The sequence below is a fragment of the Bradyrhizobium shewense genome (assembly GCF_900094605.1).
GTDB classification, from domain to species: domain Bacteria; phylum Pseudomonadota; class Alphaproteobacteria; order Rhizobiales; family Xanthobacteraceae; genus Bradyrhizobium; species Bradyrhizobium shewense.
Window position 1 is genome coordinate 269,868 of sequence record NZ_FMAI01000007.1, and the last position, 26,367, is coordinate 296,234.

At 65.3% G+C, this 26,367-nt stretch carries 27 protein-coding genes and 1 tRNA gene; 8 read left to right on the forward strand and 20 right to left on the reverse strand.

The genetic code is table 11. From position 1 onward, the window contains the following. Positions 1-12: 12 nt before the first annotated feature. Positions 13-1,248, reverse strand: coding sequence for an acyl-CoA dehydrogenase family protein (locus tag GA0061098_RS16305; RefSeq protein WP_091957532.1), 1,236 nt, complete (start codon positions 1,246-1,248; stop codon positions 13-15). A 224-nt stretch (positions 1,249-1,472) separates the two neighbouring features. On the opposite strand from GA0061098_RS16305, the gene GA0061098_RS16310 reads away from it, so the two are divergent. Beyond that, a complete protein-coding gene (locus GA0061098_RS16310; RefSeq protein WP_091957537.1) occupies positions 1,473-2,135 on the forward strand; it encodes a TetR/AcrR family transcriptional regulator in 663 nt (220 codons plus the stop codon). Positions 2,136-2,139: 4 nt separating this feature from the next. On the opposite strand, the gene GA0061098_RS16315 is transcribed toward GA0061098_RS16310, so the two are convergent. The 7 genes from GA0061098_RS16315 to GA0061098_RS16345 form a co-directional block, all read right to left on the reverse strand. After that, entirely contained in the window at positions 2,140-2,532 is a 393-nt protein-coding gene (locus GA0061098_RS16315) for a RidA family protein (RefSeq protein ID WP_091957541.1), read from the reverse strand. 97 nt (positions 2,533-2,629) lie between these two features. Then, the gene (locus GA0061098_RS16320) at positions 2,630-2,845 is read right to left on the reverse strand and encodes a hypothetical protein (RefSeq protein WP_018322217.1); all 216 of its coding nucleotides are present in this window, start codon (positions 2,843-2,845) and stop codon (positions 2,630-2,632) included. A 203-nt stretch (positions 2,846-3,048) separates the two neighbouring features. Continuing rightward, positions 3,049-4,278 (reverse strand): CaiB/BaiF CoA transferase family protein, encoded by a 1,230-nt coding sequence (locus GA0061098_RS16325; RefSeq protein WP_091957544.1) that lies wholly within the window; start codon positions 4,276-4,278, stop codon positions 3,049-3,051. 191 nt (positions 4,279-4,469) lie between these two features. Beyond that, positions 4,470-5,675, reverse strand: a complete 1,206-nt coding sequence (locus tag GA0061098_RS16330) for an MFS transporter (RefSeq protein ID WP_091957548.1) — start codon at positions 5,673-5,675, stop codon at positions 4,470-4,472. A 134-nt stretch (positions 5,676-5,809) separates the two neighbouring features. Next, on the reverse strand, positions 5,810-6,637 hold the full coding sequence (locus GA0061098_RS16335; protein WP_091957551.1) for a 3-oxoadipate:acetyl-CoA acetyltransferase: 828 nt from the start codon (positions 6,635-6,637) through the stop codon (positions 5,810-5,812). A 122-nt stretch (positions 6,638-6,759) separates the two neighbouring features. Then, positions 6,760-8,157, reverse strand: coding sequence for an MFS transporter (locus GA0061098_RS16340; protein WP_091957556.1), 1,398 nt, complete (start codon positions 8,155-8,157; stop codon positions 6,760-6,762). 270 nt (positions 8,158-8,427) lie between these two features. After that, the gene (locus GA0061098_RS16345; RefSeq protein ID WP_091957560.1) at positions 8,428-9,156 is read right to left on the reverse strand and encodes an NUDIX hydrolase; all 729 of its coding nucleotides are present in this window, start codon (positions 9,154-9,156) and stop codon (positions 8,428-8,430) included. A 101-nt stretch (positions 9,157-9,257) separates the two neighbouring features. Between GA0061098_RS16345 and GA0061098_RS16350 the strand changes: the two genes are divergently transcribed. Further along, a complete protein-coding gene (locus GA0061098_RS16350; protein ID WP_091957831.1) occupies positions 9,258-10,304 on the forward strand; it encodes an SPFH domain-containing protein in 1,047 nt (348 codons plus the stop codon). After that, positions 10,288-11,223 carry a diacylglycerol kinase catalytic domain-containing protein gene (locus tag GA0061098_RS16355; protein WP_091957563.1) on the forward strand — a complete coding sequence of 312 codons (936 nt, stop codon included), beginning with the start codon at positions 10,288-10,290 and terminating at the stop codon, positions 11,221-11,223. Before GA0061098_RS16350 ends, GA0061098_RS16355 begins: the two co-directional genes overlap by 17 nt. A gap of 23 nt (positions 11,224-11,246) precedes the next feature. Here GA0061098_RS16355 and GA0061098_RS45005 read toward each other — a convergent pair whose 3' ends face one another. The 4 genes from GA0061098_RS45005 to GA0061098_RS16370 all read right to left on the reverse strand — a co-directional run bounded on the left by GA0061098_RS45005 (position 11,247) and on the right by GA0061098_RS16370 (position 13,513). Next, a complete protein-coding gene (locus GA0061098_RS45005; RefSeq protein ID WP_018322208.1) occupies positions 11,247-11,417 on the reverse strand; it encodes a hypothetical protein in 171 nt (56 codons plus the stop codon). A 38-nt stretch (positions 11,418-11,455) separates the two neighbouring features. Further along, positions 11,456-11,659, reverse strand: a complete 204-nt coding sequence (locus tag GA0061098_RS16360) for a hypothetical protein (protein ID WP_091957567.1) — start codon at positions 11,657-11,659, stop codon at positions 11,456-11,458. A gap of 67 nt (positions 11,660-11,726) precedes the next feature. Then, entirely contained in the window at positions 11,727-13,064 is a 1,338-nt protein-coding gene (locus GA0061098_RS16365) for a PQQ-dependent sugar dehydrogenase (protein WP_091957572.1), read from the reverse strand. Beyond that, positions 13,061-13,513, reverse strand: a complete 453-nt coding sequence (locus GA0061098_RS16370) for a DUF2231 domain-containing protein (RefSeq protein ID WP_091957579.1) — start codon at positions 13,511-13,513, stop codon at positions 13,061-13,063. The genes GA0061098_RS16365 and GA0061098_RS16370 overlap by 4 nt, the downstream gene beginning before the upstream one ends. 224 nt (positions 13,514-13,737) lie before the next feature. On the opposite strand from GA0061098_RS16370, the gene GA0061098_RS43795 reads away from it, so the two are divergent. Further along, the gene (locus tag GA0061098_RS43795; RefSeq protein WP_129590871.1) at positions 13,738-14,328 is read left to right on the forward strand and encodes a hypothetical protein; all 591 of its coding nucleotides are present in this window, start codon (positions 13,738-13,740) and stop codon (positions 14,326-14,328) included. Between the two features lie 81 nt (positions 14,329-14,409). Here GA0061098_RS43795 and GA0061098_RS16380 read toward each other — a convergent pair. Together GA0061098_RS16380 and GA0061098_RS16385 are read right to left on the reverse strand one after the other, a co-directional pair. Next, a tRNA-Gly gene (locus GA0061098_RS16380) sits at positions 14,410-14,483 on the reverse strand. Positions 14,484-14,812: 329 nt separating this feature from the next. Next, on the reverse strand, positions 14,813-17,218 hold the full coding sequence (locus GA0061098_RS16385; protein ID WP_091957588.1) for an ATP-binding protein: 2,406 nt from the start codon (positions 17,216-17,218) through the stop codon (positions 14,813-14,815). A 345-nt stretch (positions 17,219-17,563) separates the two neighbouring features. On the opposite strand from GA0061098_RS16385, the gene GA0061098_RS16390 reads away from it, so the two are divergent. Next, entirely contained in the window at positions 17,564-18,277 is a 714-nt protein-coding gene (locus GA0061098_RS16390; protein WP_091957592.1) for a substrate-binding periplasmic protein, read from the forward strand. Between the two features lie 12 nt (positions 18,278-18,289). On the opposite strand, the gene GA0061098_RS16395 is transcribed toward GA0061098_RS16390, so the two are convergent. After that, on the reverse strand, positions 18,290-18,493 hold the full coding sequence (locus GA0061098_RS16395; protein ID WP_018322198.1) for a hypothetical protein: 204 nt from the start codon (positions 18,491-18,493) through the stop codon (positions 18,290-18,292). A 21-nt stretch (positions 18,494-18,514) separates the two neighbouring features. After that, positions 18,515-18,697: a hypothetical protein gene (locus GA0061098_RS16400; protein ID WP_038950498.1), complete on the reverse strand. Its 183-nt coding sequence runs from the start codon at positions 18,695-18,697 to the stop codon at positions 18,515-18,517. 213 nt (positions 18,698-18,910) lie between these two features. On the opposite strand from GA0061098_RS16400, the gene GA0061098_RS16405 reads away from it, so the two are divergent. Further along, positions 18,911-19,291 (forward strand): YciI family protein, encoded by a 381-nt coding sequence (locus tag GA0061098_RS16405; protein WP_165637408.1) that lies wholly within the window; start codon positions 18,911-18,913, stop codon positions 19,289-19,291. Positions 19,292-19,300: 9 nt separating this feature from the next. On the opposite strand, the gene GA0061098_RS16410 is transcribed toward GA0061098_RS16405, so the two are convergent. After that, the gene (locus GA0061098_RS16410; RefSeq protein WP_091957595.1) at positions 19,301-19,891 is read right to left on the reverse strand and encodes a TMEM175 family protein; all 591 of its coding nucleotides are present in this window, start codon (positions 19,889-19,891) and stop codon (positions 19,301-19,303) included. 127 nt (positions 19,892-20,018) lie between these two features. Here GA0061098_RS16410 and GA0061098_RS16415 point away from each other — a divergent pair, with 127 nt between their 5' ends. Next, positions 20,019-22,076: an ATP-dependent helicase gene (locus tag GA0061098_RS16415; protein ID WP_091957599.1), complete on the forward strand. Its 2,058-nt coding sequence runs from the start codon at positions 20,019-20,021 to the stop codon at positions 22,074-22,076. Positions 22,077-22,132: 56 nt separating this feature from the next. Next, positions 22,133-23,113, forward strand: a complete 981-nt coding sequence (locus GA0061098_RS16420) for an NADPH:quinone oxidoreductase family protein (protein ID WP_091957604.1) — start codon at positions 22,133-22,135, stop codon at positions 23,111-23,113. A gap of 51 nt (positions 23,114-23,164) precedes the next feature. On the opposite strand, the gene GA0061098_RS16425 is transcribed toward GA0061098_RS16420, so the two are convergent. From GA0061098_RS16425 to GA0061098_RS16435, 3 genes are read right to left on the reverse strand one after another with little or no spacing between them, the layout of a single operon-like run. Then, complete coding sequence (locus tag GA0061098_RS16425; RefSeq protein ID WP_091957608.1) at positions 23,165-24,412, reverse strand: metal-dependent hydrolase family protein; 1,248 nt, start codon at positions 24,410-24,412, stop codon at positions 23,165-23,167. Positions 24,413-24,429: 17 nt separating this feature from the next. Continuing rightward, positions 24,430-24,927, reverse strand: coding sequence for a GAF domain-containing protein (locus GA0061098_RS16430; RefSeq protein ID WP_091957612.1), 498 nt, complete (start codon positions 24,925-24,927; stop codon positions 24,430-24,432). After that, positions 24,924-26,282 carry an MFS transporter gene (locus GA0061098_RS16435; RefSeq protein ID WP_091957617.1) on the reverse strand — a complete coding sequence of 453 codons (1,359 nt, stop codon included), beginning with the start codon at positions 26,280-26,282 and terminating at the stop codon, positions 24,924-24,926. Before GA0061098_RS16435 ends, GA0061098_RS16430 begins: the two co-directional genes overlap by 4 nt. Positions 26,283-26,367: the final 85 nt, after the last annotated feature.

A 26,367-nucleotide genomic window follows, 5' to 3' on the forward strand; every position in this document is an offset into this window, starting at 1 on the left:
CGGCCCTCCCTCTCAATGATTGGGAGAATTTGCATACTTCCGAACCTCAAGTCTGGCAATGGCGCGATTGTGCACCTCGTCCGGACCGTCGGCGAGACGGAGCGTGCGGATGTGGGCGTAGTCCTTGGCAAGGCCCGCCTCATCCGAGACACCGGCGCCGCCGAAAGCCTGGATCGCCTCGTCGATGATCTTCAGCGCCATGTTGGGCGCTGCGACCTTGATCATGGCAATTTCGGCCTGCGCGGTCTTGTTGCCGACCTTGTCCATCATGTCGGCGGCCTTGAGGCAGAGCAGGCGCGTCATCTCGATGTTGGTGCGGGCATCGCCGATGCGCTGCTCCCACACAGAGTGCTCGACGATCTTCTTGCCGAAGGCGCTGCGCGAGGACAGACGCTTCACCATCTTCTCCAGCGCCTCCTCGGCCTTGCCGATGGTGCGCATGCAGTGATGGATGCGGCCGGGGCCGAGACGGCCCTGCGCGATCTCGAAGCCGCGGCCTTCGCCGAGCAGGATGTTCTCCTTCGGCACCCGGACGTTGTCGAGCAGCACCTGGGCGTGGCCGTGCGGGGCGTCGTCGAAGCCGAACACCGGCAGCATCTTCTCGACCTTGATGCCGGGGGTGTCGAGCGGAACCAGGATCTGCGACTGCTGCTGATGCTTGGCCGCCTTGAAATCGGTCTTGCCCATCAGGATCGCGATCTTGCAGCGGGGATCGCCGACGCCGGACGACCACCATTTGCGGCCGTTGATGACGTAATGATCGCCGTCCTTCTCGATGCGGGTCTCGATGTTGGTCGCATCCGACGAGGCCACCGCCGGTTCCGTCATCAGGAAGGCGGAGCGGATCTCGCCGTCCATCAGCGGACGCAGCCATTTGCGCTTCTGCTCCTTGGAGCCGTAGCGGATGAACACCTCCATGTTGCCGGTATCGGGCGCGGAACAGTTGAACACTTCCGAGGCCCAGGTGATGCGGCCCATCTCTTCCGACAGCAGCGCGTATTCCAGATTGGTCAATCCCGCGCCGCGGAATTCATCATCCTCATGCTCGGACGGCGGCATGAACATGTTCCAGAGGCCTTCGGCCTTCGCCTTCTTCTTGAGGTCCTCGAGGATGGGGATCACCTTCCAGCGCTCGCCGGCGTGATCCTGCTGATCATAGATCGGCACCGCCGGGCGCACGTGCTTGGCCATGAAAGACCGCACGCGGTCGAGCCATTCCTTCTGCTTGGGCGACAGATCGAAATCCATGGGACGCTCCTCGTCTCTCTTTGCGAACCTGTTTGCTTCGCGAGCCTGTTTTGCGCCGGACCGTCCTCCCGCTGCGCGCAGCCCGCAAGCGCGCAGCTTGCGGACGCTTCGGAACCGGCTTCGCAAGTTGCGAACGAATCCCGATTGCGATTGACATCTCCGGCCTTCAAACGATAGTTTCATACAACTGTTTGAATTGCAACTCCCTCCCTCAGGGACTTCCCATGGCCAGCGATCACACGAGATCTGCCATTCTCGCCGCCGCCGAACGGCTCTATGCCGATCGCGGCTTCGGCGACGTGACGCTGCGCGACATCGTCGCGGAGGCGGGTGTCAACCTCGCCGCGGTGAACTATCATTTCGGCTCGAAGGATGAGCTGATCGCGGAATTATTCGTCACCCGCTCGATCGCCACCAACCGCGAGCGCCTGCGAGAATTGAAGGCGGCGGAAGAGCAAGGCGGCGGCCGTGCGCCGATCGAGGTGATCTTGCACGCGCTGGTCGGGCCGACGCTGCGCGGCTGCCTCGGGCCTGAGAACCAGCGCTCGACCGCAGCGCGCTTCATGATCCGCGCCTCGATTGAATCCGTGCCGCCGATCCGCCGCATCAAGAACCGCGAGATCGACCATTTGCGCAAATTCGCAGGCGCGATGCGCCGCGCCCTGCCCGACCGCAGCGACGTCGATATCTATTGGGGCCTCAACTTCGCGCTCGCCATGGCACACCACACCATCCGCGAAAGCGAGCGGCTGACAAAGCTGTCGGAAGGCAAATGCGACCTCGACGACGTCGAGGACGTGGTTTCGCGCGTGGTCAGCGTGGCGACGATGGCGCTGACGGCGGGAAAAGCCGAGACGAAGGCACCGGCGCGGGTTGCGGCGCGGTAGTCCCTCACGCCATCGCGATGCAGTCGATCTCGACGTCGAAGGGGCCGAACCATTCCGGCGTGCAGACGAAGATCCGCGCCGGCGGATCGATCGGGAAATTGCGCGCATAGATGGCGTTGAACGCGGCGAAATATTTCGTCGAGGTGCAGTAGACGTTGCACTTCATGACGTTGTCGAGCGAGGCGCCGGCCGTCTGGAGGCACAGCTTCATCTGCTCCATGACGATCTCGCTCTGCCGCTCGATCGGCATTTGCGCAATCTCGCCCGTCTCCGGGTCGAACGGCGGCAGGCCGGCGACGAAGATCATGTTGCCGGCGCGCGTCACCGGCGAGACCGGTGCGTTGCGGCGGTCGAGAAAGGTCGAGATCGGTTCGACGCGGAGCGCTTCGCGTTTCATGCAGCCACCTTCGGTTCAAGCGAGACCGACGCCTGACTACATTATCCTGCAGCCGGCATGCTTCGCTTTTAATCGAAGTGTGGTTGTCGCGACGGGTTCAGGCCCGCTGCGGCATCTCCTCGGCCTCTTCCTTGGCGAGCAGCAGCAGCATCTCGATGCCCATCTCGCCTTCCTGCGGCGAGCGGATGAACTTGATCTCCTCGGCACTCTGCCGCAGTGCGGCAACGATGGCGACGGCCTGATTGGCGGTTGCTGCCTCGGTCGCCAGAATTGCCTTCTGGTCCTTGGCCTGGAACCCGATCGTGTAGGACATCCATTTCCCTCCCGACGTTAGTGGAGAGATCGAAACAGAGTCTCGCGCGGAACGGAAGCCTGTGAGACTACGGACCGGGACTATCTGGGGATGGCGCGCAAGCCTCAGGCAAGGCCTAGCATCGCGCGCGCGTCCTCAGCGGCCGCCGCTTTGCTGCGAACCACCCTCTCCCACGAGGGAAGAGGGTAAGAGCTTCTGATGAGTTAGATGATCCCCTGCTGCTTCAGCGTCTCGATTTTGCCCGCATCATAGCCGAGCTTGCCGCCGAGGATCTCGTGCGTGTGCTCGCCGAGCAGCGGCGGGGCGCGATATTCGGTGATGGGGGTACCCGAAAGAGTCAGCGCGTTGCGGATCAGCGAGAGCTCCGGCTCGAACTTGTGCTCGGTCTTCACCCGCATGCCGCGCGACTGGACATGCGGATCGGAAAACACTTGCTCGAAATTGTTGATCGGACCCGAGGGCACGCCGGCCTCTTCCAGCTTGTCCAGCCAGTGGGCCACCGGCTGCTTCAGGAACAGGCCGGCGAAGATCGCCATGATCTCCTTGCCGTGCACGACGCGGTCGTTGTTCTTGATGAAGCGCGGGTCGCTCGCCAGCTCCGGCTCGCCGAGCACGGCACAGGTTTTCCGGAACTGGCCGTCATTGCCGACCACCAGCATCAGCTCGCCGTCGGTGCAGCGGAACACGCCGGCCGGCATGCCGCCATTGCCCCAGGTGCCGCGTCGCGGCGGCGTCTTGCCGTTGACGAGGTAGATCTGCAGCCAGTGCGACAGCGATGCGATCACGGTGTCGAACAGGCAGACGTCGATGTGCTGGCCCTGCCCGTTATTGACGTCGCGGTGATAGAGCGCCGAGAGAATCCCGATCGAGGTGTTCATGCCGGTCATGTAGTCGACGATCGAGGGACCGACCTTCATCGGTCCCTCGCCCGGCTCGCCGTCGATATGACCGGTGACGCTCATCAGGCCGCCCATCGCCTGCAGGATGGCGTCATAGCCGGCGCGCGGCGCATACGGTCCGGTCTGGCCGAAGCCGGTCACCGAGCAATAGATGATGCCGGGGTTGATCGCCTTGATCGTCTCGTAGTCGAGGCCGTAGCGCTTGAGATCGCCGACCTTGTAGTTCTCCATGAAGACGTCGACGTCCTTGGCGAGCTCGCGGATGATCGCTTGCCCCTCGGGCTTGGCGATGTTGACGGTGACCGACTTCTTGTTGCGGTTGGCGCAGAGATAGAACGAGTTGTTGTTGTTCGCCTTGCCCTCGGGGTCGGTCAGGTAAGGCGGCCCGAACGCGCGCGCGTCGTCGCCGGTGCCCGGCCGCTCGATCTTGATCACCTCCGCGCCCAAATCGCCAAGCATCTGGGCCGACAAAGGCCCGGCAAGCACGCGCGTGAGGTCAAGGATCTTGATGCCTGAAAGCGGCAGGGCCGACATGTCGATTTCCTCCGGGGAACTGAATCTTAGAGCTGATTTTGGCGCGGCGGCTCTGAGCGGCCGCGCTCCCCAGCGGATACACTATTTTGGCGCCTTGAGCACTGCACTGGCGGCATACGGCTATCCCCGGCTCCGGCAGCAAGCCAATTCCTGTCCGCAACTTTCCGCGCCGCGAATATTGCCTGATCGGCTCAGGACACGGCCGCCGCCACCACCCGCGGCCGCCGCCGGCCGAGCAGGACCAGGATCAGCACCGTCGCGCAGGAGCAGACAAAGGTGAGACCGAGCGCGCCGCGGCTGCCGAATTCGGTGAGCAGGCCGACCAGAAGCGGCGGCGAGATTGCGGACGCCAGATTGAGCGGCAGCGCGATCATCGACACCGCCTTGGCGAACTCGGCCTGGTCGTAGAACACGAGCGGGATGGTGGCCCGCGCCACCGCCATCGCGCCGCTGCCGGCGCCATAGAGCAGGATGAAGACCGCGACCGCCCAGGTCGCGCCTTCACTCAGCATCAGCAGCAGCATCGCGACGGGCAGCGCGGTGCCCGCGACGAGCCCGGTCGTGATCCCGTCCCATCGCCCGCCGCCGAGGAGATCGAGCCCGCGGGCGCTGACCTGGATCACGCCCAGCATCGAGCCGAAGAGGAGTGCCTGCGCCGGCGCCAGCCCCTCCGCCCGCAACAGCTCGATCATGATGGCGCTGATGCCGAAATTGACGAAGGCGTTGAGCGTGATCGCGGCGACGACGAGGCCGAACGTGCTCCTCGGAATCGCAGGCACATCGGCAGCCCGGGCCGGCGTGCCGCCATCGTCCCTCGCAAGTCTCCGGCGCGGCGCCACGAATGCATAGAGCGGAAGCGACACGAGGATCAGCATGGCCGCGTAGACCAGGCACGTCCCCCGCCAGCCGAGGTGCCCACTGAGGAACGACGTCGTCGGCCAGAAGATGCTGCTGGACAGGCCCGTCACCAGCATCAAGGCCCCGATCGCGTTCTTGGCTTGCCGCCCGGCGATCTCGTTCAGCATGATATAGGCGCCGGTCGAGAGCGTGGCGCTGCCGGCGACGCCGAGGACGATCCAGGCCGCGAAATAGAGCATCGGCTCATGCGCGAGAGACAGCAGCACGAAGCCCGGCGCGGTGACGACCGTGCCGACCATCATGACCGTCCGCGCGCCATGCCGTGCAAACGATCTGGCGAGCCACGGCGCGCACAGCCCCATCGAGACATAGAGAACGGATGTCCCGGCGAACACCGCCGGCAGGCTCATGCCGAGATCGGCAGCGAGATCGCGCCCGACGATGGCAGGAAGACCTATTGTACCCCATCCAACAAGCTGGGTGATCGCGAGCACCAACAGGACCCCGATGAGCCTGCTGTCAGATTTCAAGAACCGCATTCCAACCGTCGCCTGCCCGGCAGGCGCCGATCACGCCTGTGACACCTCTCTTAGCCGGAGACTCAGCGCACGGGAACGCCGACCGCCGAATGGCAGAAGGCAGCCCGGAGCATGTCAGGAGGAGGCCGTAGCCTCTACCGCGCGATCCCGAGCAAGGATCGCGCCTCGGCGGCGGTCGCAACGCGGCGACCGTGGCGCGTGACAGCCTCGCAGGCGATGGTCACGAGCTCTGCATTGCTGGCGGCCAGGCGTGTCTTGTCGATCCTGATATTGTCCTCGAGCCCGGTCCGAACCGCGTCGGCGCCCCGCGCCAGCGCCCAGCCCATGACCTCGGCCTGGTGACGTCCGATTCCGGCCGCGGTCCAGGTCGCGTGCGGGATCAGCCGCCTGAGCTCTGCCAGCAGGATGTCGAGGACATGCTCATCGGCTGGCATCGCGTTCTTGACGCCCATGACGAACTGGACGTGCGGACGTGAGTCCATCAGCCCCGCCTCGATCAGGCGGCGGGCACCATGGATATGAGACAGATCGAAGATCTCGATCTCCGGCCGGATGCCATTCGTCTGCATGCCGGTGGCGAGGGTCTCGACCAGGGCGGTGCTATTCTCATAAACGATCGTCGGGAAGTTCACCGATCCCGTGGACAGCGAGGCCATGTCCGGCCGCAGATAGAGCGACGATCCACGCGCCGAGGGATCGCGGCCCCGCCCGCCGGTCGAGAACTGGACAATCATGCCAGGACAATGCTTCCTGATCCCCTCCGCTACCTTCGCAAAACGTTCGGGATCGGACGACGGCGTCTCGTCATCGTTGCGAACGTGGATGTGGGCAAGCGTGGCGCCGGCCTCGAAGGCCTCCTGCGTCGACTCGATCTGTTCGGACGGCAGAATCGGCACCGCCGGATTGTCCTTCTTGCGCGGAACGGAGCCGGTGATAGCGACAGCAACGACGACGGGGTTCATCCTGCAACCTCATGATGATCGCGCTCACGCGCACCAAGTTCGATCAGGCCCTGACATAGCGCGCGGAGCCCTGCCGCCGCAAACATCAATTGTCGCAGCGGCACGGCTTCCTTGCGTTCGCGTCAGGTCTGAACTGCGGCCACACCACTCGCCGCTTCCGCCCGCTGCCGCTCATAGTCGGCTCGGGCGATCGGAACGGCCTTGGGATTGCCGAGATCATCGATGCTGATCCGATAGGTCTCCCGGGCCGTGACGGCCGCCAGCGCCGCGATCACCGTAATGCCGAAGGCGATCGCGCCCACCGTCAAGGGAATGTTGGCCGAGCCGGGAGGCGCTACGACGGCGAACAGGGCCGGAAGCAACGCGGTGATGGTCGTTCCGATGTTCTGCGAGATCGCCATCGCCGACACCCGTGTGCGCGTCGGAAACAGCTCCGGGTAAAAGCTCGGGAAGATCGCATTATAGCCCTGATAGACGACGCCCCACATCAGGAGCGACAGCAGGATCGCCAGCGGCACGTTCCTGATGCTGATGGCGTAGAGATAGCCGAAGGCGAGCAAGCCGGAGAGCAGCGCGCCCACGACGATCGGAGGCTTGCGCCCGACCTTGTCCGAGAGATTGCCGACAAAGGGAATGACGAACACGGCCAGCATGTTTCCGAGGACCGGGATCCACAGATAAACGTCCTTGGCAAAGCCGATGCCGTAAGCCGGCTGCACCGCGTAGGCCGCGCCGAAGATGGTCGCGACAACCGGAATGACATTCATCAGCGCCATGCAGATGACCCTGAGCATGTCGGGCCAGTTCAGCTTGATGGCCTGAACGATGGGCGCCCGCGGCGTTTCTCCCCGCTCGCCCTCGCGCGCAAAGGCGGGGGTCTCGTCGACTTCGCGGCGAATGATGTAGCCCGCGACGATGACGAAGAAGCTGAGCAGGAAGGGAATCCGCCAGCCCCAGCTGTTGAAGGCGTCGGTCGGCATATAGGCCGCCAGCGGCAGGAAGACCGCAGCTGCGAGAATTTGTCCAGCCTGTACGCCCTGAAGGGCGAAGCTTGCATAGAAGCCGCGTCGACCGAACGGCGCATGCTCAAGGATCATCGAGCTTGCGCCGGAGATTTCACCGGCAACGGCAAATCCCTGCACGAGGCGCAACATGACGAGCAGGATCGGCGCCAGGATGCCGACCTGCTGATAGGTCGGCAGGATGCCCACCGCCATGGTCGAGATGCCCATCAGGAACATGCAGACGATGAGGACGGTCTTGCGGCCATGGGTGTCGCCCCAATGTCCGAGCACGAAGGCGCCGATCGGCCGGGCCACATATCCAACGCCATAGGTCGCCAGCGATGCGACGATCGCGACCGTGGGATTGTCCGACGGGAAGAAGATTTGCGGGAAGATCAGCGACGCAGCGGTCGCGTAGATGAAGAAGTCATAATATTCGAGAGCCGACCCGATCCAGCCGCTGGCAGCAGCCTTCCTGGACTGACTCATGTCGTGGATCGCGCGCGTGGTACCCATCACAAAAGTTCCTCCCGATCTGTTCGTTTGTTGGCGTCCCGTTGGCGGGCTTCGCTGGACAAATTGGACAGCAATCCCCGGGCGCTCTGCGGAGCTCCGCGAGCGCTTGGCACTGCCGGTCGGTGTCTTGAGTGAGGACAACACTAGGCTTTCGCTGGCCTAACACAATTACCCAGTTATGCGATAAACCTAACATGATGTTATCAGGGCTAGGGGCCGGAGCCGGCCGTCCTGCACGCTGACCGACGGCTCGGCATGCCGCCGCGGAGTTCATTCCGGCGGATTGAACGTCCGCACGAAATACACGGGATCCCGGCCCTTTCTGAGGCGATAAAGCTGAGCCGGGCGGTTCGGGCCGCGCCGCATCTTCGCGACCGGCTCGATCATGTCGGCCGACAGGATGCGGGTGCGGAAGGCGCTTTTCTCCAGCGGGCGGTCGAGCACGATCTCGTAGACGCGCTGCAAATCCGGCAGGGTGAATTCCGCAGGCATCAGAAACGCAGGCAGCGAGGTGTACTCCACCTTGTTGCGCAGGCGCTGGATCGCGGTTGCCAGGATGTCGCCGTGATCGAAGGCGAGCTTGTCCTTGAGCCTGCCCCCTCGAATTGGAAACCACCGCGCATCGTTCGCCAGCACGCTTGCGTCCGCCGGGATCAGCGCGAAATAGGCGTGCGTCGCCGACCAGCCGCGCGGATCGCGCGTCGCGCTTCCCCAGCTTCCGAGTTGCTCCAGATAAGGGCTGGTGACCCCGGTCTTCTCCCTCAGCTTGCGGGCCGCGCAAGCCGCGAGGTCGCGGTCCTTCGTGACGTCCACGAAGCCGCCCGGCAGCGCCAAGCTGAGCGGAAACGGCTCGCCCTCGCCCGCCGGGCGCTGCATCAGCAGCACCTGAAGGCTGTCGTCGAGGATCGTAAAGATCACGACATCGACCGTGGTCAGGGGTCGCGGGAAGTCCAATTGCCTTGATTTACCAGACCCTTCAGCCCGACCTTCGCCCGCCATCGGCAGCCTCCCCTGTTCGAACTTGACAGTAGCATAGTTAGTTGTACAGTCCAACTTACTTAGTTGCTCAGACACACTTATTATAGCCGTTGGAGAAGCACATGTTCGGCGTCAGGTTCATCAAGGCCCAGCCCACCACCTATCTGATGAAGTACCGCGCCGGCGCGATCGTCGCCGAGGGTGCTGGTCTTTCCGCGCTGTATTACGCGCCGGTGACCATGCTGGTGGCGGTGCCCATCGGCAGCCGCGACGCCTCGTTCATCTTCGAGCAGACCGCGCGCGACTTTCAGACGCTGACCGTGCAGGGTCAGGTGACTTATCGCATCAGCGAACCGAAGAAGGCGGCATCGATGCTCGACTTCACGCTGAAGGCCGACGGCAAGTCCTATGCGAGCGACGATCCGGAAAAGCTGCCGGAACGCATCCTCAGCGCGGTCGAGGTCCTCGCCCAGCAGGCGGTGAAGGAGCTGACGCTGAGGGACGCGTTGCAGGCGTCCGATCGCATCGCCGACATCATCGCGGGTGGCTTGAGGGCGCGCGCGGACATCGCCGCTCTGGGTCTCGAAATCCTCGGGGTGTCGATCCGCGGCATCAAGCCGACGCCGGACACCGCAAAGGCGCTGGAGGCGCAAGCGCGCGAAGCGATCCTGAAGAACGCGGACGAAGCCATCTTCGCCCGGCGCAACTTCGCCGTCGAGCAGGAGCGCGCCATTCGCGAGAGCGAGCTCGACACCGAGATCGCGGTCGAGCAGAAGAAGCGGTCAATCCGCGAGACCCAGATGGATGCCGAGGCGAGCGTTGCGGCAAAGCGCAATGAGCTGCGCGAGGCCGGCATGGCCGCGGACATCGTGCTGGAAGGCAAGCGCAAGGATTTCGTCGGCCTCAACGCCGAGAACACCAGGACGCTGGCCGACGCCGAGGCCTACCGCGTCGGTGCGCTGATGAAGATCTTCGAGGGCGTCGACACCCGCGTGATCCAGGCGCTTGCCGCCGCCGGCATGCAGCCGGGTCAGCTGATCGCACAAGCCTTCTCCGGCATTGCCGAGAAGGCCGAGAAGATCGGCCAGCTCAACGTCTCTCCGGACCTGCTCAGCCAGTTGATGGAGAAGCCGAAGCCGACGGAGGCCGCCAATGCCCGCCGCCAATGACCGCAAGGTGGTGCTGGTGACGCGCAAGACCAGGCTGGAGGACCTGATCGCGCGCCACCTGACGGCGGCGCAGGCGCGCTTCTATGTCGAACATCTCGGCGCCGACTTCTCCGACTATGAGCGCGAGCACGAGGTCTATCGTGCGCAGCGTCACACGACGCTGCAAGTGCTGGAGCAATGGGGGCGCTATCAGGTCATCGACCGTGGCTTCCTGCCGAACTTCCTCTTCGGGCCAGACGACATCGTGGCCGCGCTCGGCCAGGATGGCGTCGTCGCCAACACGATGAAATATCTCGACGACCATCCGCTGATCGGGCTCAATCCGGATCCCGCGCGCCACGACGGCATCCTCCTGCCCTTTGCGCCGCGCGAGTTCGCAAAACTCCTGCCCGAGGTCGCTGCCGACAAGCGCGACAACCAGGCCGTGACGATGGCCGAAGCGCGGCTCAACGACGGCCAGGTGCTCTACGCCGTCAACGATTTGTTCATCGGCGCCCGCACGCATGTCTCCGCGATCTACGAGCTTGCGGCTGGCGGGGCGACGGAACGGCAATCTTCGAGCGGATTGATCGTCTCGACCGGGCTCGGATCGACCGCCTGGTTCAAGAGCATCGTCACCGGCTCGCTGGCCATTGCCGGCAGCTTTGGCGGGCCTCCCCCGCTGACCGGTTACGAGGCCCTGCCCTGGGACGCGCCGGAGCTGCGCTTCGCGGTGCGAGAACCCTTCCCCAGCCGCCATTCGCAGACCAATCTCGTCTGCGGCCGGCTCGCCTCTGTAGACCACTTGCGCATCCGCTCCTTGATGGCGGAGAACGGCGTCATCTTCAGCGACGGCATCGAAGCCGACCGTCTCGACTTCAACGCGGGTGCCGAGGTGACGATCGGGGTTGCCGCGCGGCGCGGGCGGCTGATCGTGTGATCATGTTGGGCCGCCAAGCCGCATCACGCGGTGTGGCCGGGATCGACATGCTTTGGCGTCTTCTTGTCGCGCTGCGGCGTCATCTTGGCCGGATCAGGCGCACCGGGCACGCCGCGGGGACCCAGCTGTTCGCGCTGGATGTCGTCCTCGGAGCGGGATGGCTCGACGCCGTTCGGCTCACGCGGCTTGGTCATCGCGGCCTCCTTCTCGAATGCTGCTTCGTGGTTCGGCTCTAGACGCCGAGCGCGTTGCCGCCGGCTTCGCGTCCGGGCACGCTGACCTGGACTTCATGTCCCTCACGCAGCGCGAGGGATGCGGCGGCAACCGCCGATTCGAACGCAGCTTCCTTGGTGGCGTATGTGTTCTTGACGTCGCCGTCGTGCAGCACGCCCCATTCGTCCTGCACCGGCACGATGGCATATTGAGCAAGGCCCATTGTCCAACTCCTGGCTTGAGTTTCAGAATTTGGCTTTCACCGTCTGTCCGATAACGCGCCGGCGGACTTAACGTTGCGTCAGCTGCGGATGCGCGGTGGTGACGCGCCACACCGTGTCGCCGCTGTCGTCTGCGACCAGCAACGCGCCTGATTTGTCGATGGCGACGCCGACGGGCCGGCCGCGCGCCTTGTCGTCGCTGTTGAGGAAGCCGGTCACGACGTCCTGCGCCGGTCCGCTCGGCTTGCCATCCTTGAACGGCACAAACACGACCTTGTAGCCGTTGAGCACCTGCCTGTTCCAACTGCCATGCTCGCCGACGAAGGCGCCGCCGCGATAGGCGGCCGGCAGGCTGGAGCCGGTGTTGAAGGCGAGCCCGAGCGGGGCGACATGCGAGCTCAGGGCATAATCCGGCACGATCGCCTTGGCGACGAGATCCGGCCGCTGCGGCTTGACGCGGGGATCGACATGCTGGCCGTAATAGCTGTAGGGCCAGCCGTAGAAGCCGCCGTCCTTCACCGAGGTCATGTAGTCAGGAACGAGATCGGGACCGAGTTCGTCGCGCTCGTTCACCACCGTCCACAACGCGCCGGTCTGCGGCTCGAAGCTGAGCCCGTTCGGATTGCGCAGGCCGCTTGCGAACACGCGCCACCGGCCGCTGCCACGATCCACCTCGAGGATCGCGGCGCGATTGTGCTCGGCCTCCATGCCGTTCTCGGTGATGTTGCTGTTGGAGCCGACACCGGCATAGAGTTTCGAGCCGTCGGGGCTCGCGACCAGGCTCTTGGTCCAGTGATGATTGATCGGCCCGCCCGGCAGCGGCGTCAGCACCGTCCCCGGCGCGGTGATCTTGATGTCGCCTTCCGTGTAGGGATACTTGACGATGGCATCGGCATTGGCGACATAGAGCTCGTTGCCGACCAAAGCGATGCCGAACGGCGAATTGAGGTGGTCGAGGAAGACGCTTTGCGTATCCGGCACGCCGTCGCCATTGCTGTCGCGCAGCAGCGTGATGCGGTTGCCCGGCCCGGTGTCGTTGCCGCCCGAGGTCGCCCAGGACTCGATATAGCCCATGACGATCTCCTTGGGCCGCTTGATCCCGGCCCCCTTCGGCGCCTTGGATTCCGCCACCAGCACGTCACCATTGGGCAGCACGTAGAGGAAACGCGGATGCTGCAGGCCGGTCGCGAAAGCCTTGACCTGCAGACCTTGCGCCACGGTCGGCGTTTCGTCCTTCTTCCAGCCGACGATGCGCGCGATGTGGACCGGCGGCAGCAGATATTGCTGGATGTCGGGAAGCTTAGGATTGGCCCCGATTTGCGCCTTGGGATCGCCGCTGCCGTCGTTGCAGCCGGCCAAGAGCAGCAGTGAGGCGCACAGCAGCGCGCGGCCAATCGAGAACGTCATCGCGCAACTCCCACGCCGTGGCGGTAGACCATGGCCCAGCCGAGCCAGCCGGTGACGGGCAGGATCAGCACGGTGATCACCGAAAGTACGAGCCCGGTCGGCCACACCGAGGTCCAGGCATCGCGGGTGTGGATCAGCGCGTTGACGATGGCCAGGATCAGCGCCACGGCATTGCCGATCAGATGCGGCCAGGCCGGCGTCTGCGCCCGCACCAGGCGGTTGCCGAGGAAATCGGTGAGGCCCGCGATCGCCGCCAGCACGCCGAAGACGACACCAACGAGCAGAAGCCAGGCGGAAAAATCCGCCCACATGATCTCGGCGCTGGCGACATAGGCGATGTCGGTTAGCAGCGCCCCGACGAAGCACGCGATCGGGATCGGCACCAGCATCGGATGAATGGGATGACCCGCGATCTGCGCGGTGGTGCGCACGCGCACGTCTTGCTGCACGGTTTGGCCTCGTGTGACTTTCGGTCCTGCCCGACCGGCCAACTCATGCGCGGTGTGATGGTTCCTGGAGGACCCGCGCCGCTTCGTCCTGCCGCCGCGCGCGACATTGACCTGGATCAGGCCGGCGCGGCTGGGCCATCCTTGTTCTTGCGGGCAGAGGTCAATATGCTCGATGCTTTCTTTTGGGGGATAGAATGAAATCGATATTATCCGTGGCGGTTTCCTTGACGCTAGCGCTTTGCGCAACTGCTCACGGGCAGCCTGCGGCGAGTTGCGTCAACAAGTTCGTCGGCACCTGGATTCACCATGGCATTGTCGGCCAGACCAACACCGCGAACCTGCAACCGGATGGGCGGGCTCTCTGCAGCGACAACAAAAACTGCGTTGAGGGCACGTGGACCTGTAGTGGCAACGTGCTGAACTACGACAACGGGATGTACAAGACCGACTACACTCTTCAGGCCGACGGCACCATGACTGCGCGCGACGGCATCGTGGTCACACGCGTCGGACCCGCCCCAAAACTGTCGGCGCCGCGTGAGCCCGCAGGATCGAACACGACTGCCGCCTGCGGCGGTCTTCTTGCACAGGAGAAACAGGATAACGGCATCAAGGGCGGCAACGTTCACGAGCGATCGTACGTCGTCTGTCAGAAATTCGAGAACAAATGCGGGTACCCGGTGTCCTTTGCCGTGAAGAGCAACAAGGTCAGAATCAAGCTGTCCGCCACCGTTCAGCCGGGCAAGATGGAGAAGATTTGCGCCACGTCCGAGACCGAGACGCTGCAATATCTCGGCTGGAAGCAAACCCTCTGAGGAAGGGTGAGCTGCAGGAGACGCAGGGGGGCCCGACGCGCGCGGGGGCACCGTTGCCTAGACGCGGCGGGCGCTGAGGATTGGAGCGGGTGAAGGGAATCGAACCCTCGTATTCAGCTTGGAAGGCTGCTGCTCTACCATTGAGCTACACCCGCGTTACGGGCTCCCTAACACGGCCGGGCGGCGGTCTCAACTGCCCAGGCGGTCGCTTTCCGGCGCCTGCCCGGCCTTGCGAACCGCCCCGGTTCCTCCGGAGCCGCCGCCTCTTAACAGCGGCGGCAATGCCCCCTATATTGAAATCTTCCGAAACCAACGAAAGGAGGTGATCCAGTGTCTTTTACCAAGCGCTGTCACCTCGCTGGGATCGCCCGCTAAGCTCTAGATAAGGGCTTGGCATCGGGGCGCTCTCAGCCCTGGACCAGCGAGCAAGAAATCGGGCGCGACGGGGCTTCCCCGCCGCGCCTTTTTCGTCCGGGAGCTCCGCTCAGGCCGGCGGCTCGCCCGCCAGCACCTCGCGAATCTTCTGCGACAGCTTCGACTTCCGGTAGGGTTTCCTGAGCAGCGCCACGCCGGGATCGAGATGTCCTTCGTGGACGATGGCGTCGTCGGTGTAGCCGGAGGTATAGAGCACCCTTGCTCCCGGCCGGCGGAGCCGGACCGCATCGGCCAACTCCCGCCCGTTCATGCCGCCGGGCATGATGATATCCGTGAACAGCAGATCGAATTTGGCGCCCTGGTCGACCAGCACCAGTGCGGACGCGCCGTCGCCGGCCACCAGCGTGCGATAACCGAGGCTGCCGAGCCGGGCGATGACATAGCCCTGCACCAGCGGATCGTCCTCGACCACGAGGATCGTTTCGTGTCCGCGTGCCGTGTCGAGCGCGTGGACCGGCGCGGTCCTGACCGGCGCCTCGCCCTTCGACCGCGGCAGGAACAGCCGCATCACCGTGCCGCGCCCCTCCTCGCTCTCGACCGCGACGGTGCCGCCGGTCTGCTTGGCAAAGCCGTAGACCATGCTGAGCCCGAGGCCGGTGCCGCGACCGACGCCCTTGGTGGTGAAGAACGGCTCGAACACGTGCTCGCGGATGTCGGCGGGGATGCCGTGGCCGGTGTCGGCAACCGCGACCATCACGAAGGCACCGCGCATGGCATCGCCGTCGCCGGCAGCGTCGGTGTCGTCGAGCTCGCGGTTCGCGGTCTCGATCGTGAGCTTGCCGCCGCCCGGCATCGCGTCGCGCGCGTTGACGGCGAGGTTGACGATCGCGGAGGAGAGCTGCGATGGATCGGCCATCGCGGACCAGGCGTCGTCGGCGAGCCGGGTCACGATCTCGATATGGGCGCCGAGGATCGGCCTCAGCAGCTTCGCGGTCTCGATCACGAGGGCGTTGACGTCGATCTCGCGCGGCTCCAGCGGCTGGCGGCGCGCGAAGGTCAGGAGCTGCGAGGTGATCTCCGCGCCGCGCGCGGCCGCATCGTCGATCAGCTGCGCGATCGCGGCGAATTCTGGCTTGTCCGCAAGCCCCTCCTGGATGATCTCGATGGTGCCGGTGATGACCGTGAGCACGTTGTTGAAGTCGTGCGCGACGCCGCCGGTGAGCTGGCCGATCGCATCCATCTTCTGGGATTGGCGCAGCCGCTCCTCGGTCTCGTGCTGCTCGGTGAGGTCGGTCGCGGAGCCGCGATAACCCATGAAGCTTCCGTCCGCGGCGAAGATCGGCTGGCCGTTGACGCTGAAATGATGCATCCGCCCGGTGGTGTCGCGCCCCCGATATTCGAACTTCCGGAACGGCTCGTGGCGATCCAGCATCGCCATGTGCGCGTGCCATTTCTCGGGCTCGGCGTCGCTGCCGGACGCGGCATCGGTGCGGCGCTTGCCGATCAGCGCCTTGTTGTCCATGCCGAAGACGCCGGCCCGGTCGGATATGTAGGTGAACCGATGGTCCGGTCCGGTCTCCCAGAACCAGTCGGACGCGGTCTCGGCATAGTCGCGGAAACGCTCTTCACTCGCACGCGCGTCCTCTTCGGCGCGCTGGCGGACCTTGAGGTCGCGCTCGAGATTTGCATTGGCCTCGCGCAGCTCGCCATAGGCCCGCTGGAGGTTCGCGCACATGGCGTTGAAGGCGTCGATGACCTTGTCCAGCTCGTCGGCATCGTAGGGCGGCCGGCGCTCCAGGCGCAAAGGCGGCGGCGGCCGCGCCAGGCTGTATTTGCTGACGAACTCGGCGATGGCGACCAGATGCCGCGTCACCAGCAGATGGAACATGTAGATGATGAACAGCGAGACGAGGAACGTCTTGGCCGCCTGGCTTGCCAGGATGACCAGCGCGCGGTTCAGCAAATGCTGGTAGACGTCGGTCAGCGTCGCCTCGACGTGGAGCACGCCGATCTCGCGTGCAGTCCCCTGCACATTGGTCTTCAGCGGATAGTCGCGCGTCACGACCGAGCGGGTGCTCGGCTCGCCGATGGCGAGACGGATCGGATTGGGACGATCGGCAATCTCGCGCACCTCGGCGGCGCGGATGTCGGGCAGCCGCAGGATACCGTCGAGCTGGAGCTTGAGCAGGTTCTGGTCGAGATTCCACAGGCTCTCGCCGAGACTGCCGGTGGTGCTGCGGCCGATCTCGTCGAGCCTGGTCTCGATGAGGCCGACCTCGCGATCGTAATCGAGATAGAGCTGGAGCGCGGTCAGCGTCAGCGTCACGACCGAAGAGAACAGCAGCACGGCGGCGAGCAGGCGCGGCCCGACGCCGCTGCGCGACCAGTTGAAGAGCCGGGACAGCAGCGCGGCGAACATCGAAGGCGCGAGCGCGGTGCCGATCAAATCCTGCTTCGCAGCCGCCGGTGCAACTGCGCGGCCGCGATTGGAGTCCTCGTCACCAGCCTTGGCCATGCACCACATCCCCGGAAATGGCGGCACGCTGCGGCCGAGCGGTCGCAGCCTCGAGCATCTCGATCGTCGAGACTTCCCCTTCCCGCGATGTGCGCGGCGATCCCGTCGGCCGATTTCCTGTCAACCCCTGGGCGGCTTGAGGTCGGCGGGGTCATATCTTGCGTCCGGCAGCAGGATTGTCGCGCAAACTATCACTTCGCGTGGTAGAATGACATCGGTGAAAGTCCGGAAGTCGCCTGCACCTCAGGCGGGCAGTGACCGCTATGGCCACGCGCAGGACCCGTCTCCGTAGATCGGGCGGACATCGGAATCCAGCGATAGCATCGGGCAACGTGGAGGCGCGTCATGTGGCGGATTATCGTCGCCTGCCTGTCACTGCTTGCAAGCGGCCCATCGCAGGCGCAGGAAGTCATCCGGCTGGCGCGCATCGCCGACATCCCCGATCAATATGTCGGCGGCGAGATGCTGCGGGCCGTCTACGCCAGGCTGAATATCAAGCTGGAGTTCGAGGACGTCCCCGGCAAGCGCGCGCTCGCGCTGTCGAGCGCCGGCGCGGTCGACGGCGAGATCCAGCGCATCGGAACGCTCTCGCGCGACTACCCGACGCTGGTCCAGGTCACGCCGGCGATCAACTATATCGAGCCTGCGGTGTTTGCGACCAAACTCCGGTTCGACGTCGCCGGCTGGGATTCGATCAGGGACTACAGCATCGGCATCGTCCGCGGCGTCGGCTCCTCGGAGGCCGGCACGCGCGGCATGGCCCGCGTCACGGCGACCACTGGCCTCGACAACATGGTCAGGATGCTCGATGCCGACCGTTTCGACGTGATGGTCACCGATCTCTTCAGCGGGCTCGCCGCGGTGCGCAAACTCAATCTGCAGGCCAGGATCCACCCGCTTTCGCCGCCGCTCGAGCGCATCCACATCTACCATTACCTGCATGAACGCCATCGCGACCTGGTGCCTGAGGTCGGCAAGGTGATCGCCCAGATGGAGGCAAGCGGCGAATTGGCGGCGCTGCGCGAGGCCCTGGTCAAGCAGGTCTTGAACGCCCCGTAACGGGGCGCCGGCTCAGCCCGCGCGAAGCCTCTCGCGCAAGGCAACGGCGGCGATCAGCATGCCGACGCACCAGGCCACGACGGCGCGGTGAGGCTCCCCGCCGAGCAGCACCGTGAAGATGCTCGTCAGCAGGCACGGCACGATGACCTTGCCCGTCCGGCTCGTCAGTGCGAGCAGGAACGGCATCGCCGCGATCGATATTTGCAGGACGTCCATTTGGAGAACGGGCGCGAGGCTTCAGAAGCCGCAAACACCGAGCGCGCGCGGCCGCTTGCCGCGCCGGCTTTCGACGATGCGCTCGCCGCCATTCTCGGCCGAGCTGCCGTAATAGCGGTGATGGCCGCTTTGGTCGTGCAGATCGGCCGTCTGAGATTGTCCGGCCCGACGTGCGTCGCAGATGATCTTGATGTGACCCGACATTGCCGCCTCCAGCAGAAATCTTGTTGTTGTGGTCATCAGTCGCGACCACTTCCGGCGGCGTTCACACGGCAACGCCGCAATCGGGTTTCGGGACGGTTTCGTCGCGGCATGGCCACGCAATATTTTGTGCTTGAATTTCTTGTTTGGGGATTGTCGGCATCGCCTGCGGTGCTACGTCCTTTGGGATCGGTGCAGAAAAACAATGAGGTGACGATGCTGTACGCCATCCTGGCCTACCACGTGGAAGACGAGATCCTGTCCTGGACGCCTGAGCAGGACGCCGCGGTCGTGGCCAAGGTCATCGAGGTCCAGGCGCCCTTGCGGGCCAGCGGACAGTTCGGGCCGGCCGCCCGTCTGGATGAGACCCGAAAGGCGCGCACCTTGCGTGGCCCCGGCGCGGGCATGGTGCTGGACGGCCCGTTTGCGGAGACCAAGGAGCAGCTTCTGGGCTTCCACCTCATGGAATGCTCCACCGAGGAGGAGGCGATCGCGGCGGCGCGCAAGCTGCGTGCGGTCAACCCGACTGCGGTCTACGAAATCCGCCCGGTCAGGCTTTACGTGCCGGCCGATGGGTTCGGCGCGACGTCCGGGTGAGGCACGGCCTCACGCGCCCGGCTCGGTCCGCGCACCGTAGAAGCGCTGGATCGCGAGCCCGCCGAAGGCGATGAACCAGACAAAGGGCGCGACGTGCGGGGCGAATGCCGCCACGATCGTGCCCGGAATGAACACCAGAAGCGGAAACAGCGAGGCCATGATCTCGTTGCGCCAGCTGCCGAGGATGGTCCACCACAGCCAGGCATTGAGACCGGCGATCGCGGTCAGGTGCAGCCCGTAGAGCACCGCAACCGCACTGCTCATGCCGTAATTGGTGTAGAGGCCGTTGGTGACAGGCAGCAGCACGATCGAGAGCAGGAAGAACAGGTTCAGGATCACCGCGCCGCGGCTGCCGACCGGCTGGCGCGCCAGCCGCCGGTGATGGCTGATCCAGAACACCCCGGCGATGATGAAGCTGAGTGCGAAACCGGCGAGCTTGCCGGAATAGACATGGGCAAGATCGCTCCAGTCGGGCGCGCTGGTGAACACCGCGGCCTTGGGCAGGTCGTAGGCCAAAAGCGTCATGGCGACACCAAAAATGGTGTTGCTGAGCGATTCCAGCCGCCGCATCTCGAACTGGTCGGATTTGAGCTCGGTCATGCCGGGTGCGCTTTTCGGACTGGAACCTGGGGGCGTCTTTCCCCCTAAATCCTAAACCCGGTCCCGTCCAGCCGCATTGCGATTCGCGCCGGGATCGCCGACTCTCGCCCTTTCACCGGGGCGATTCGTGGCGACATATCTGGACACGCTCAATGCGGAGCAGCGCCGCGCCGTCGAGCATGGCGTGGCCGATGGCGCGACCGTGGGCGCTCCCCTGCTGGTGATTGCCGGCGCCGGCTCCGGCAAGACCAACACGCTGGCCCACCGCGTCGCGCATCTGATCGTCGCCGGCGCCGATCCGCGCCGCATCCTCCTGATGACGTTCTCCCGCCGCGCGGCGGCCGAGATGGCCGGCCGGGTCGAGCGCATTGCTCGCAAGGTGCTCGGCGAGAACAACGCCGCCATCATGCGCGATGCGCTGGCCTGGGCCGGCACCTTCCACGGCATTGGCGCGCGGCTGCTCCGCGAATATGCCGAACGGATCGGCGTCGATCCCGCCTTCACCATCCACGACCGCGAGGATTCCGCCGACCTGATGAACCTGGTCCGGCACGAACGCGGCCTGTCGAAGACCGAGAGCCGCTTCCCCGCCAAGGGCAGGTGCCTGTCGATCTACTCGCGCTGCGTCAACGCCGAGATGGAGATCGAGAAGGTGCTGGGCGTGCACTATCCCTGGTGCGCGGGCTGGGCCGCCGAGCTGAAGGGGCTGTTCGCGGCTTACGTCGAGGCCAAGCAGGCCCAGCACGTGCTCGATTACGACGATTTGCTGCTGTACTGGTCGCAGATGATGAGCGATGCGCTGATCGCCGAAGAGATCGGCGGCCGCTTCGATCACGTTCTGGTCGACGAATACCAGGACACCAACCGCCTGCAATCCTCAATCCTCCTGGCGCTCAAGCCCGACGGACGCGGGCTCACCGTGGTCGGCGACGACGCCCAGTCGATCTATTCGTTCCGCGCCGCCACCGTGCGCAACATCCTGGACTTTCCGCAGAGCTTCTCGCCGCGCGCCGAGATGATCACGCTCGACCGCAATTACCGCTCGACACAGACCGTGCTGGCGGCGGCCAACGGCGTCATCGGGCTCGCCCGCGAGCGCTTCACCAAGAATTTGTGGACCGACCGCACCGCCTCGCACAAGCCGCAGCTCGTCACCGTGCACGACGAGGCCGACCAGGCGCGCTACATTGTCGAGGAAGTGCTGGCGAACCGCGAGCAAGGCGCGCTGCTCAAGCACCAGGCGGTGCTGTTCCGGACCTCTTCGCATTCCGGCCCGCTCGAGATCGAGCTGACCCGCCGCAACATTCCCTTCGTCAAGTTCGGCGGGCTGAAATTCCTCGACGCCGCGCACGTCAAGGACGTGCTTGCGCTGCTGCGCTTTGCCGAGAACCCGCGCGACCGCGTCGCCGGTTTCCGCATTTTGCATCTGTTGCCGGGCGTCGGCCCCGCGACCGCGCAGCGCGTGCTCGACCAGATGGCGGAGAGCACCGATCCGCTCGCCGCGCTCGGCCAGCTCCCGGTGCCCGCGCGCACCGGCGCCGACTGGACCGACTTCGTCCGCACCGTCGAGAATTTGCGCTATTCGGAATGGCCGGTCGATCTCGAACGCGTGCGACTCTGGTACGAGCCGCATCTCGATCGCCTTCACGAGGATTCCGAGACGCGCCGCGCCGATCTGATGCAGCTCGAGCAGATCGCAAGCGGCTATGCCTCGCGCGAGAAATTTTTGACCGAGCTCACGCTCGATCCGCCCGATGCGACCAGCGACAAATCCGGGCCGCCGCTGCGCGACGAGGACTATCTGATCCTCTCGACCATCCACTCGGCCAAGGGCCAGGAGTGGAAGTCGGTGTTCGTGCTCAACGTCGTCGACGGCTGCATGCCCTCCGATCTCGGCGCCGGCACCAGCGCCGAGCTCGAAGAGGAGCGCCGCCTGCTCTATGTCGCGATGACCCGCGCCAAGGACGATCTGCACCTCGTGGTGCCCCAGCGCTTCTTCACCCACGGCCAGGTCGCCAAGGGCGACCGCCACGTCTACGCCTCGCGCACCCGCTTCATCCCGGAGCAGCTGGTCTACCTGTTCGAGCGTACCGCCTGGCCGAAGGCAGCAAGCGGCGCTGCCCGCACCGCGGCACAGGGCCCGAAGATCGACATCGGGGCGCGGATGCGCGGGATGTGGCGGTAGACACAAGAGGCTCGTCTCGGGACCTGTCAGGGTAACTGGAACAACAGAGGTCCGACATGAAAGCCGTCGTCGTCGAGCAATACGCACCGATCGATCAGATCGAACTGAAGGACGTCCCGCCCCCGTCCATGGAACCGGGACAGCTGCGCATCCGCGTGGAAGCTGCCGGGATCGGCTTCGTCGACGGCTTGAAGATCGAGGGACGCTATCAGACAAAAGATCCCCTGCCCTTCATTCCCGGTACGGAGTTTGCCGGGGTGGTGACGGACGCGCCCGGCGCACCCGGCGGCTATCAACCCGGCATGCGCGTGATGGGGATGACGCGGTCGGGCGCGCTTGCCGAGGAGATCGTCGTCAGACCCGAAGCGCTCCATCCCCTGCCGGACGGCGTCGCGGCCGAAGTCGCCGCCTCGTTTCGCGCCAATTATCTGACCGCGCTCTATGCGCTAAGCGCACGCGCCTCGCTCTGCGCAGGCGAACAGCTTCTGGTGCTGGGCGCAGCTGGCGGCACGGGAATTGCGGCAGTCCAGATCGGCAAGCTGCTTGGCGCCCGTGTGATCGCAGCAGCATCGACACCGGACAAGCGCGCCTTCGCCCAACAACACGGCGCCGACGCCGTGATCGACTACACGCAGGCGGGCTGGCGCGACACGCTGAAGGAATTGACGGGAGGACACGGCGCCGACGTGATCTTCGACCCGGTCGGAGGCGAGATGTCAGTTCAGGCCTTTCGCTCCATCGCCTGGCGTGGCCGTCATCTCGTGGTCGGTTTTGCCGCCGGTGCGATCCCGGCATTGCCGTTCAATCTGCCGCTGCTGAAGGGCGGCGCCCTGCTCGGTGTCGACCTCGCGCAGATTCCCGTGCGCGAGCCCGAGGTGCAGAAGCGCCTGATGTCGCAGTTGACGGGCTGGCTCGCCGACGGCCAGCTGAAGCCTGTGGTCGGTCGCGTCTTCGCGCTGGGCGATTTCCGGGAAGCGTTCAGGACCATGCAGACGCGCGGGGCGCTCGGCAAGATGGTGGTGCGCATCGCGACATAGGGCGCGCGATCGAAATCGGGGCGCGCGGATGCGCCTGATCTGTGGCGATAATTACGCGTTCAGCCGGTCGAACTGAACCTTGCCTGATTTCATCACCAGCGGAATGTGCTCGCCCTGGCCGAGCAGGCAAGCGACGTCGCGGAGCGGATTGCCATCGACCACGAGCAGGTCCGCGATCGACTCGGGCACGATACGGCCGAGCTTGCCCTCCATGCCGAGCACCTCGGCGCCGATCACCGTGGCGCTGGCGATTACGGCGCGCGGGCCGAGAATCTCGGCGCGGATGCGGAATTCGTCGCTCTGGAGGCGCTGCGACGGCCCGAGCAGGTCGCTGCCAAAACCCATCTTCACGCCGGCGTCGCGATAGATCGCGAGCGAACGCAGGCCGGCGTCGCGGACATCGGCGATCTTGGCCACGCTCTCGGGCGGCAGGCCATATTGGGCGCCCTCGTTGGCCAGCGCCTCGTAGGTGACGAGCGTCGGCACCACATAGGCGCCCTTCTCGGCCATCAGGCGCGCGGTCGGGGCATCGACCAGATTGCCGTGCTCGATGGTGCGCACGCCGCAGCGAACGGCGCGCTCGATCGCGGCAGCGGTGTAGGCGTGGGCGAGCACATAGGTCTGGCGCCCGCGCGCCTCCTCGACGATGGCGCGGATCTCGTCCTCGGAGTAGCCGAAGGCGCCGACCGGATCGGTGGGTGACGCGACGCCGCCGGATGCCATGATCTTGATCTGGTCGGCGCCCATCTGCAGCTCCTCGCGCGCCGCCTTGCGCACGCCGTCAACGCCGTCGGCAACGCGCGCCAGCGCGCCGACACGCACGCAGCACGGACATGGTGCGTCGCTGGCGAGATAATCCGAGCGCGCCCGCATGTCGCCATGCCCGCCGGTCTGGCTCAGCGCACGACCGGAGACGAACAGCCGCGGGCCGTCGGTGAGGCCGGTGTCGATCGCCTGCTTCAGCGCATGGCCGGCGCCGCCGGCGTCGCGAACCGTCGTGAAGCCACGGCGCAGCATGCCGCGCAGCAGCAGCGTCGAGCGCAGCGTCACCAGCACGTTCGGCATGTGCACCTGCTGCGCCAGGTTGAGCTCGACGGCGATCGCATGGACATGCAGGTCGATCAGGCCGGGCATCAGCGCCTTGCCGTTGAGATCGATGGTGCGGTCGACCGAAGCCTGGAGCGGCCGGTCCGAGACCTCCTTGACCACATTGTCCTCGACCAGCACGTGATGGCCCTCCAGCAAATCCGGCTGAAGCGGATCGAGCAGAGCGGCGTTTTTGAAGAGGGTGCTGGGCATGGTCGTTTCCTGTCTGGTCAGGACTGTGTGAGCAGCGCGGGCAATGCGAGCTGGGCAAATGGAAGACACGCGGCGGCATCGTCCGCGCCGTACCAGCCCGCCTCGTGCAGCAGGTTGAGCGAGCCGAGCGTGCGGCCGCGCCAGCGCACGGGCATGTTGAGCACGCTCTCGCAGCCGAGTGAAGCGATCAGCTCGTGATCGGCGAACACATTGCGCAGATCGTCGAGGCTGCGGCCGATATAGGCCTCGCCGCGGTCGAGCACGGCCTCGGTCCATGGTCCCGGCGCGAGGCGCTTGCGTCCGCCCGTCGGGTAAGGCCCGGGAAGATTGGAATAGATCCGCGCCGCTTCGCCGGTGTCGTCGTCATAGGTCAGGATTGTAAACAGCTTGTGCCCGATCGCCGATTTCAAGGCGTCGTCCAGTGCCGAGAACAGCGCCTCCGGCTGATCCGCCCTGCCCTGCGCCGCCGCCACGGCGTTGAGCAGCGGATCGGCCCGGCGTGTCGTCTCCCTCATGCGACTTCGCCCGCGGCAATGTCTTCCAGCGAACGGCCGCGCGTCGGCACGCCCATCACCACGACGGTGAGCGCTCCGAGCAGCAGCACGCTGGTAGTAAGGCCGAACACACCTGCGAAGCCGAAATTGGGATAGAGGTAGCCGACCAGGATCGGCGAGACGATCGCGCCGATGCGGCCGATCGCCGAGGCAAGGCCGGCGCCGGTGGTTCGCACCGGCGTCGGGAATACCTCCGCCGTATAGGCATAGACGCCGGCATAGGTGCCGTTCATGAAGAACGACAGCAGGATCCCCGCGACCATGATGTGCTGGTCGCTCTGCGCGAAGGCGAGTCCGAGCGCGCTGATACCGCCGAGCACCATGTAGGACGCAATGGTCGCCTGCCGGCCGATGCGCTCGTTGAACCAGGCGGCGCTGAAATAGCCGGGGATCTGCGCGCAATAGATCGCGATCGAATAGGCGAAGCTCTTGGTGATGCTCATGCCGTTCTGGACCAGCAGGCCGGGGATCCAGACGAAGAAGGAATAATAGCTGAAGGTGATCGCAAGCCACATGATCCAGGTCATGACGGTGATGCGCGCCTGCCGGCCCTCGAGCAGCGCCGCGAAATTGGCGAGCAGCGTTCCTCCGGCGACGGGCGGGCTGACTGCATCGACGACCGGCTGCGGCAGCACATGCCCCTGGCGTGCGAAGCCGGCTTCGATCTTGTCCAGCACCGCTTCGGCTTCCTTCGCCCTGCCCCGGCTTTCCAGCCAGCGCGGCGATTCCGGCAGCGCCCTGCGCCACCACAACAGCATGACGACCGGCACGGCGGTGATCACCAGCACGATGCGCCAGCCGTTCTCATAAGCGGGAACGATGAAGTAGCCGAGCAAGGCGGCCGCGACGAAGCCGAAGGAGAAGAACCCGGCCAGCGCGCCGGTGAAGCTGCCGCGGAAGCGCCGCGCCACGAACTCGGCGAGATAAGGCGCGATGATCGCGCTCTCGGCGCCGGTGCCCATGCCCGCGACGACGCGGGCGGCGAAGAAGGACGGCCAGCTGTCCACGGCGGCGCTGACGATCGATGCGGCACAATAGAGCGCCAGCGCCGACATCATCACCGCGCGGCGTCCGATCAGGTCGCCGAGCGTGCCCGCCAGCAACGCGCCGAACAGGAAGCCGATATAGGTGCTGCTGCCGAGCACGCCGATCTGCACGCTCGTCAAATTCCAGGCGGTGCGCAGCACCGGCAGGATGAACGCCAGCACGGCCGCGTCCATCGCGTCGAACATGTAGCCGAGCCCGCCCATCAACAACAGATGCGTGTGGAAGCGTGCGAATGGCAGGCGCTCGATGCGCGCCGAGATCATCGACATGTAAGTCCCCTCTGTCCGGCGGCCCGGCATCCGCAAGTCCCTGGGGGAACCATAGACAAAGAGATATTATCGTCATAATTTATAA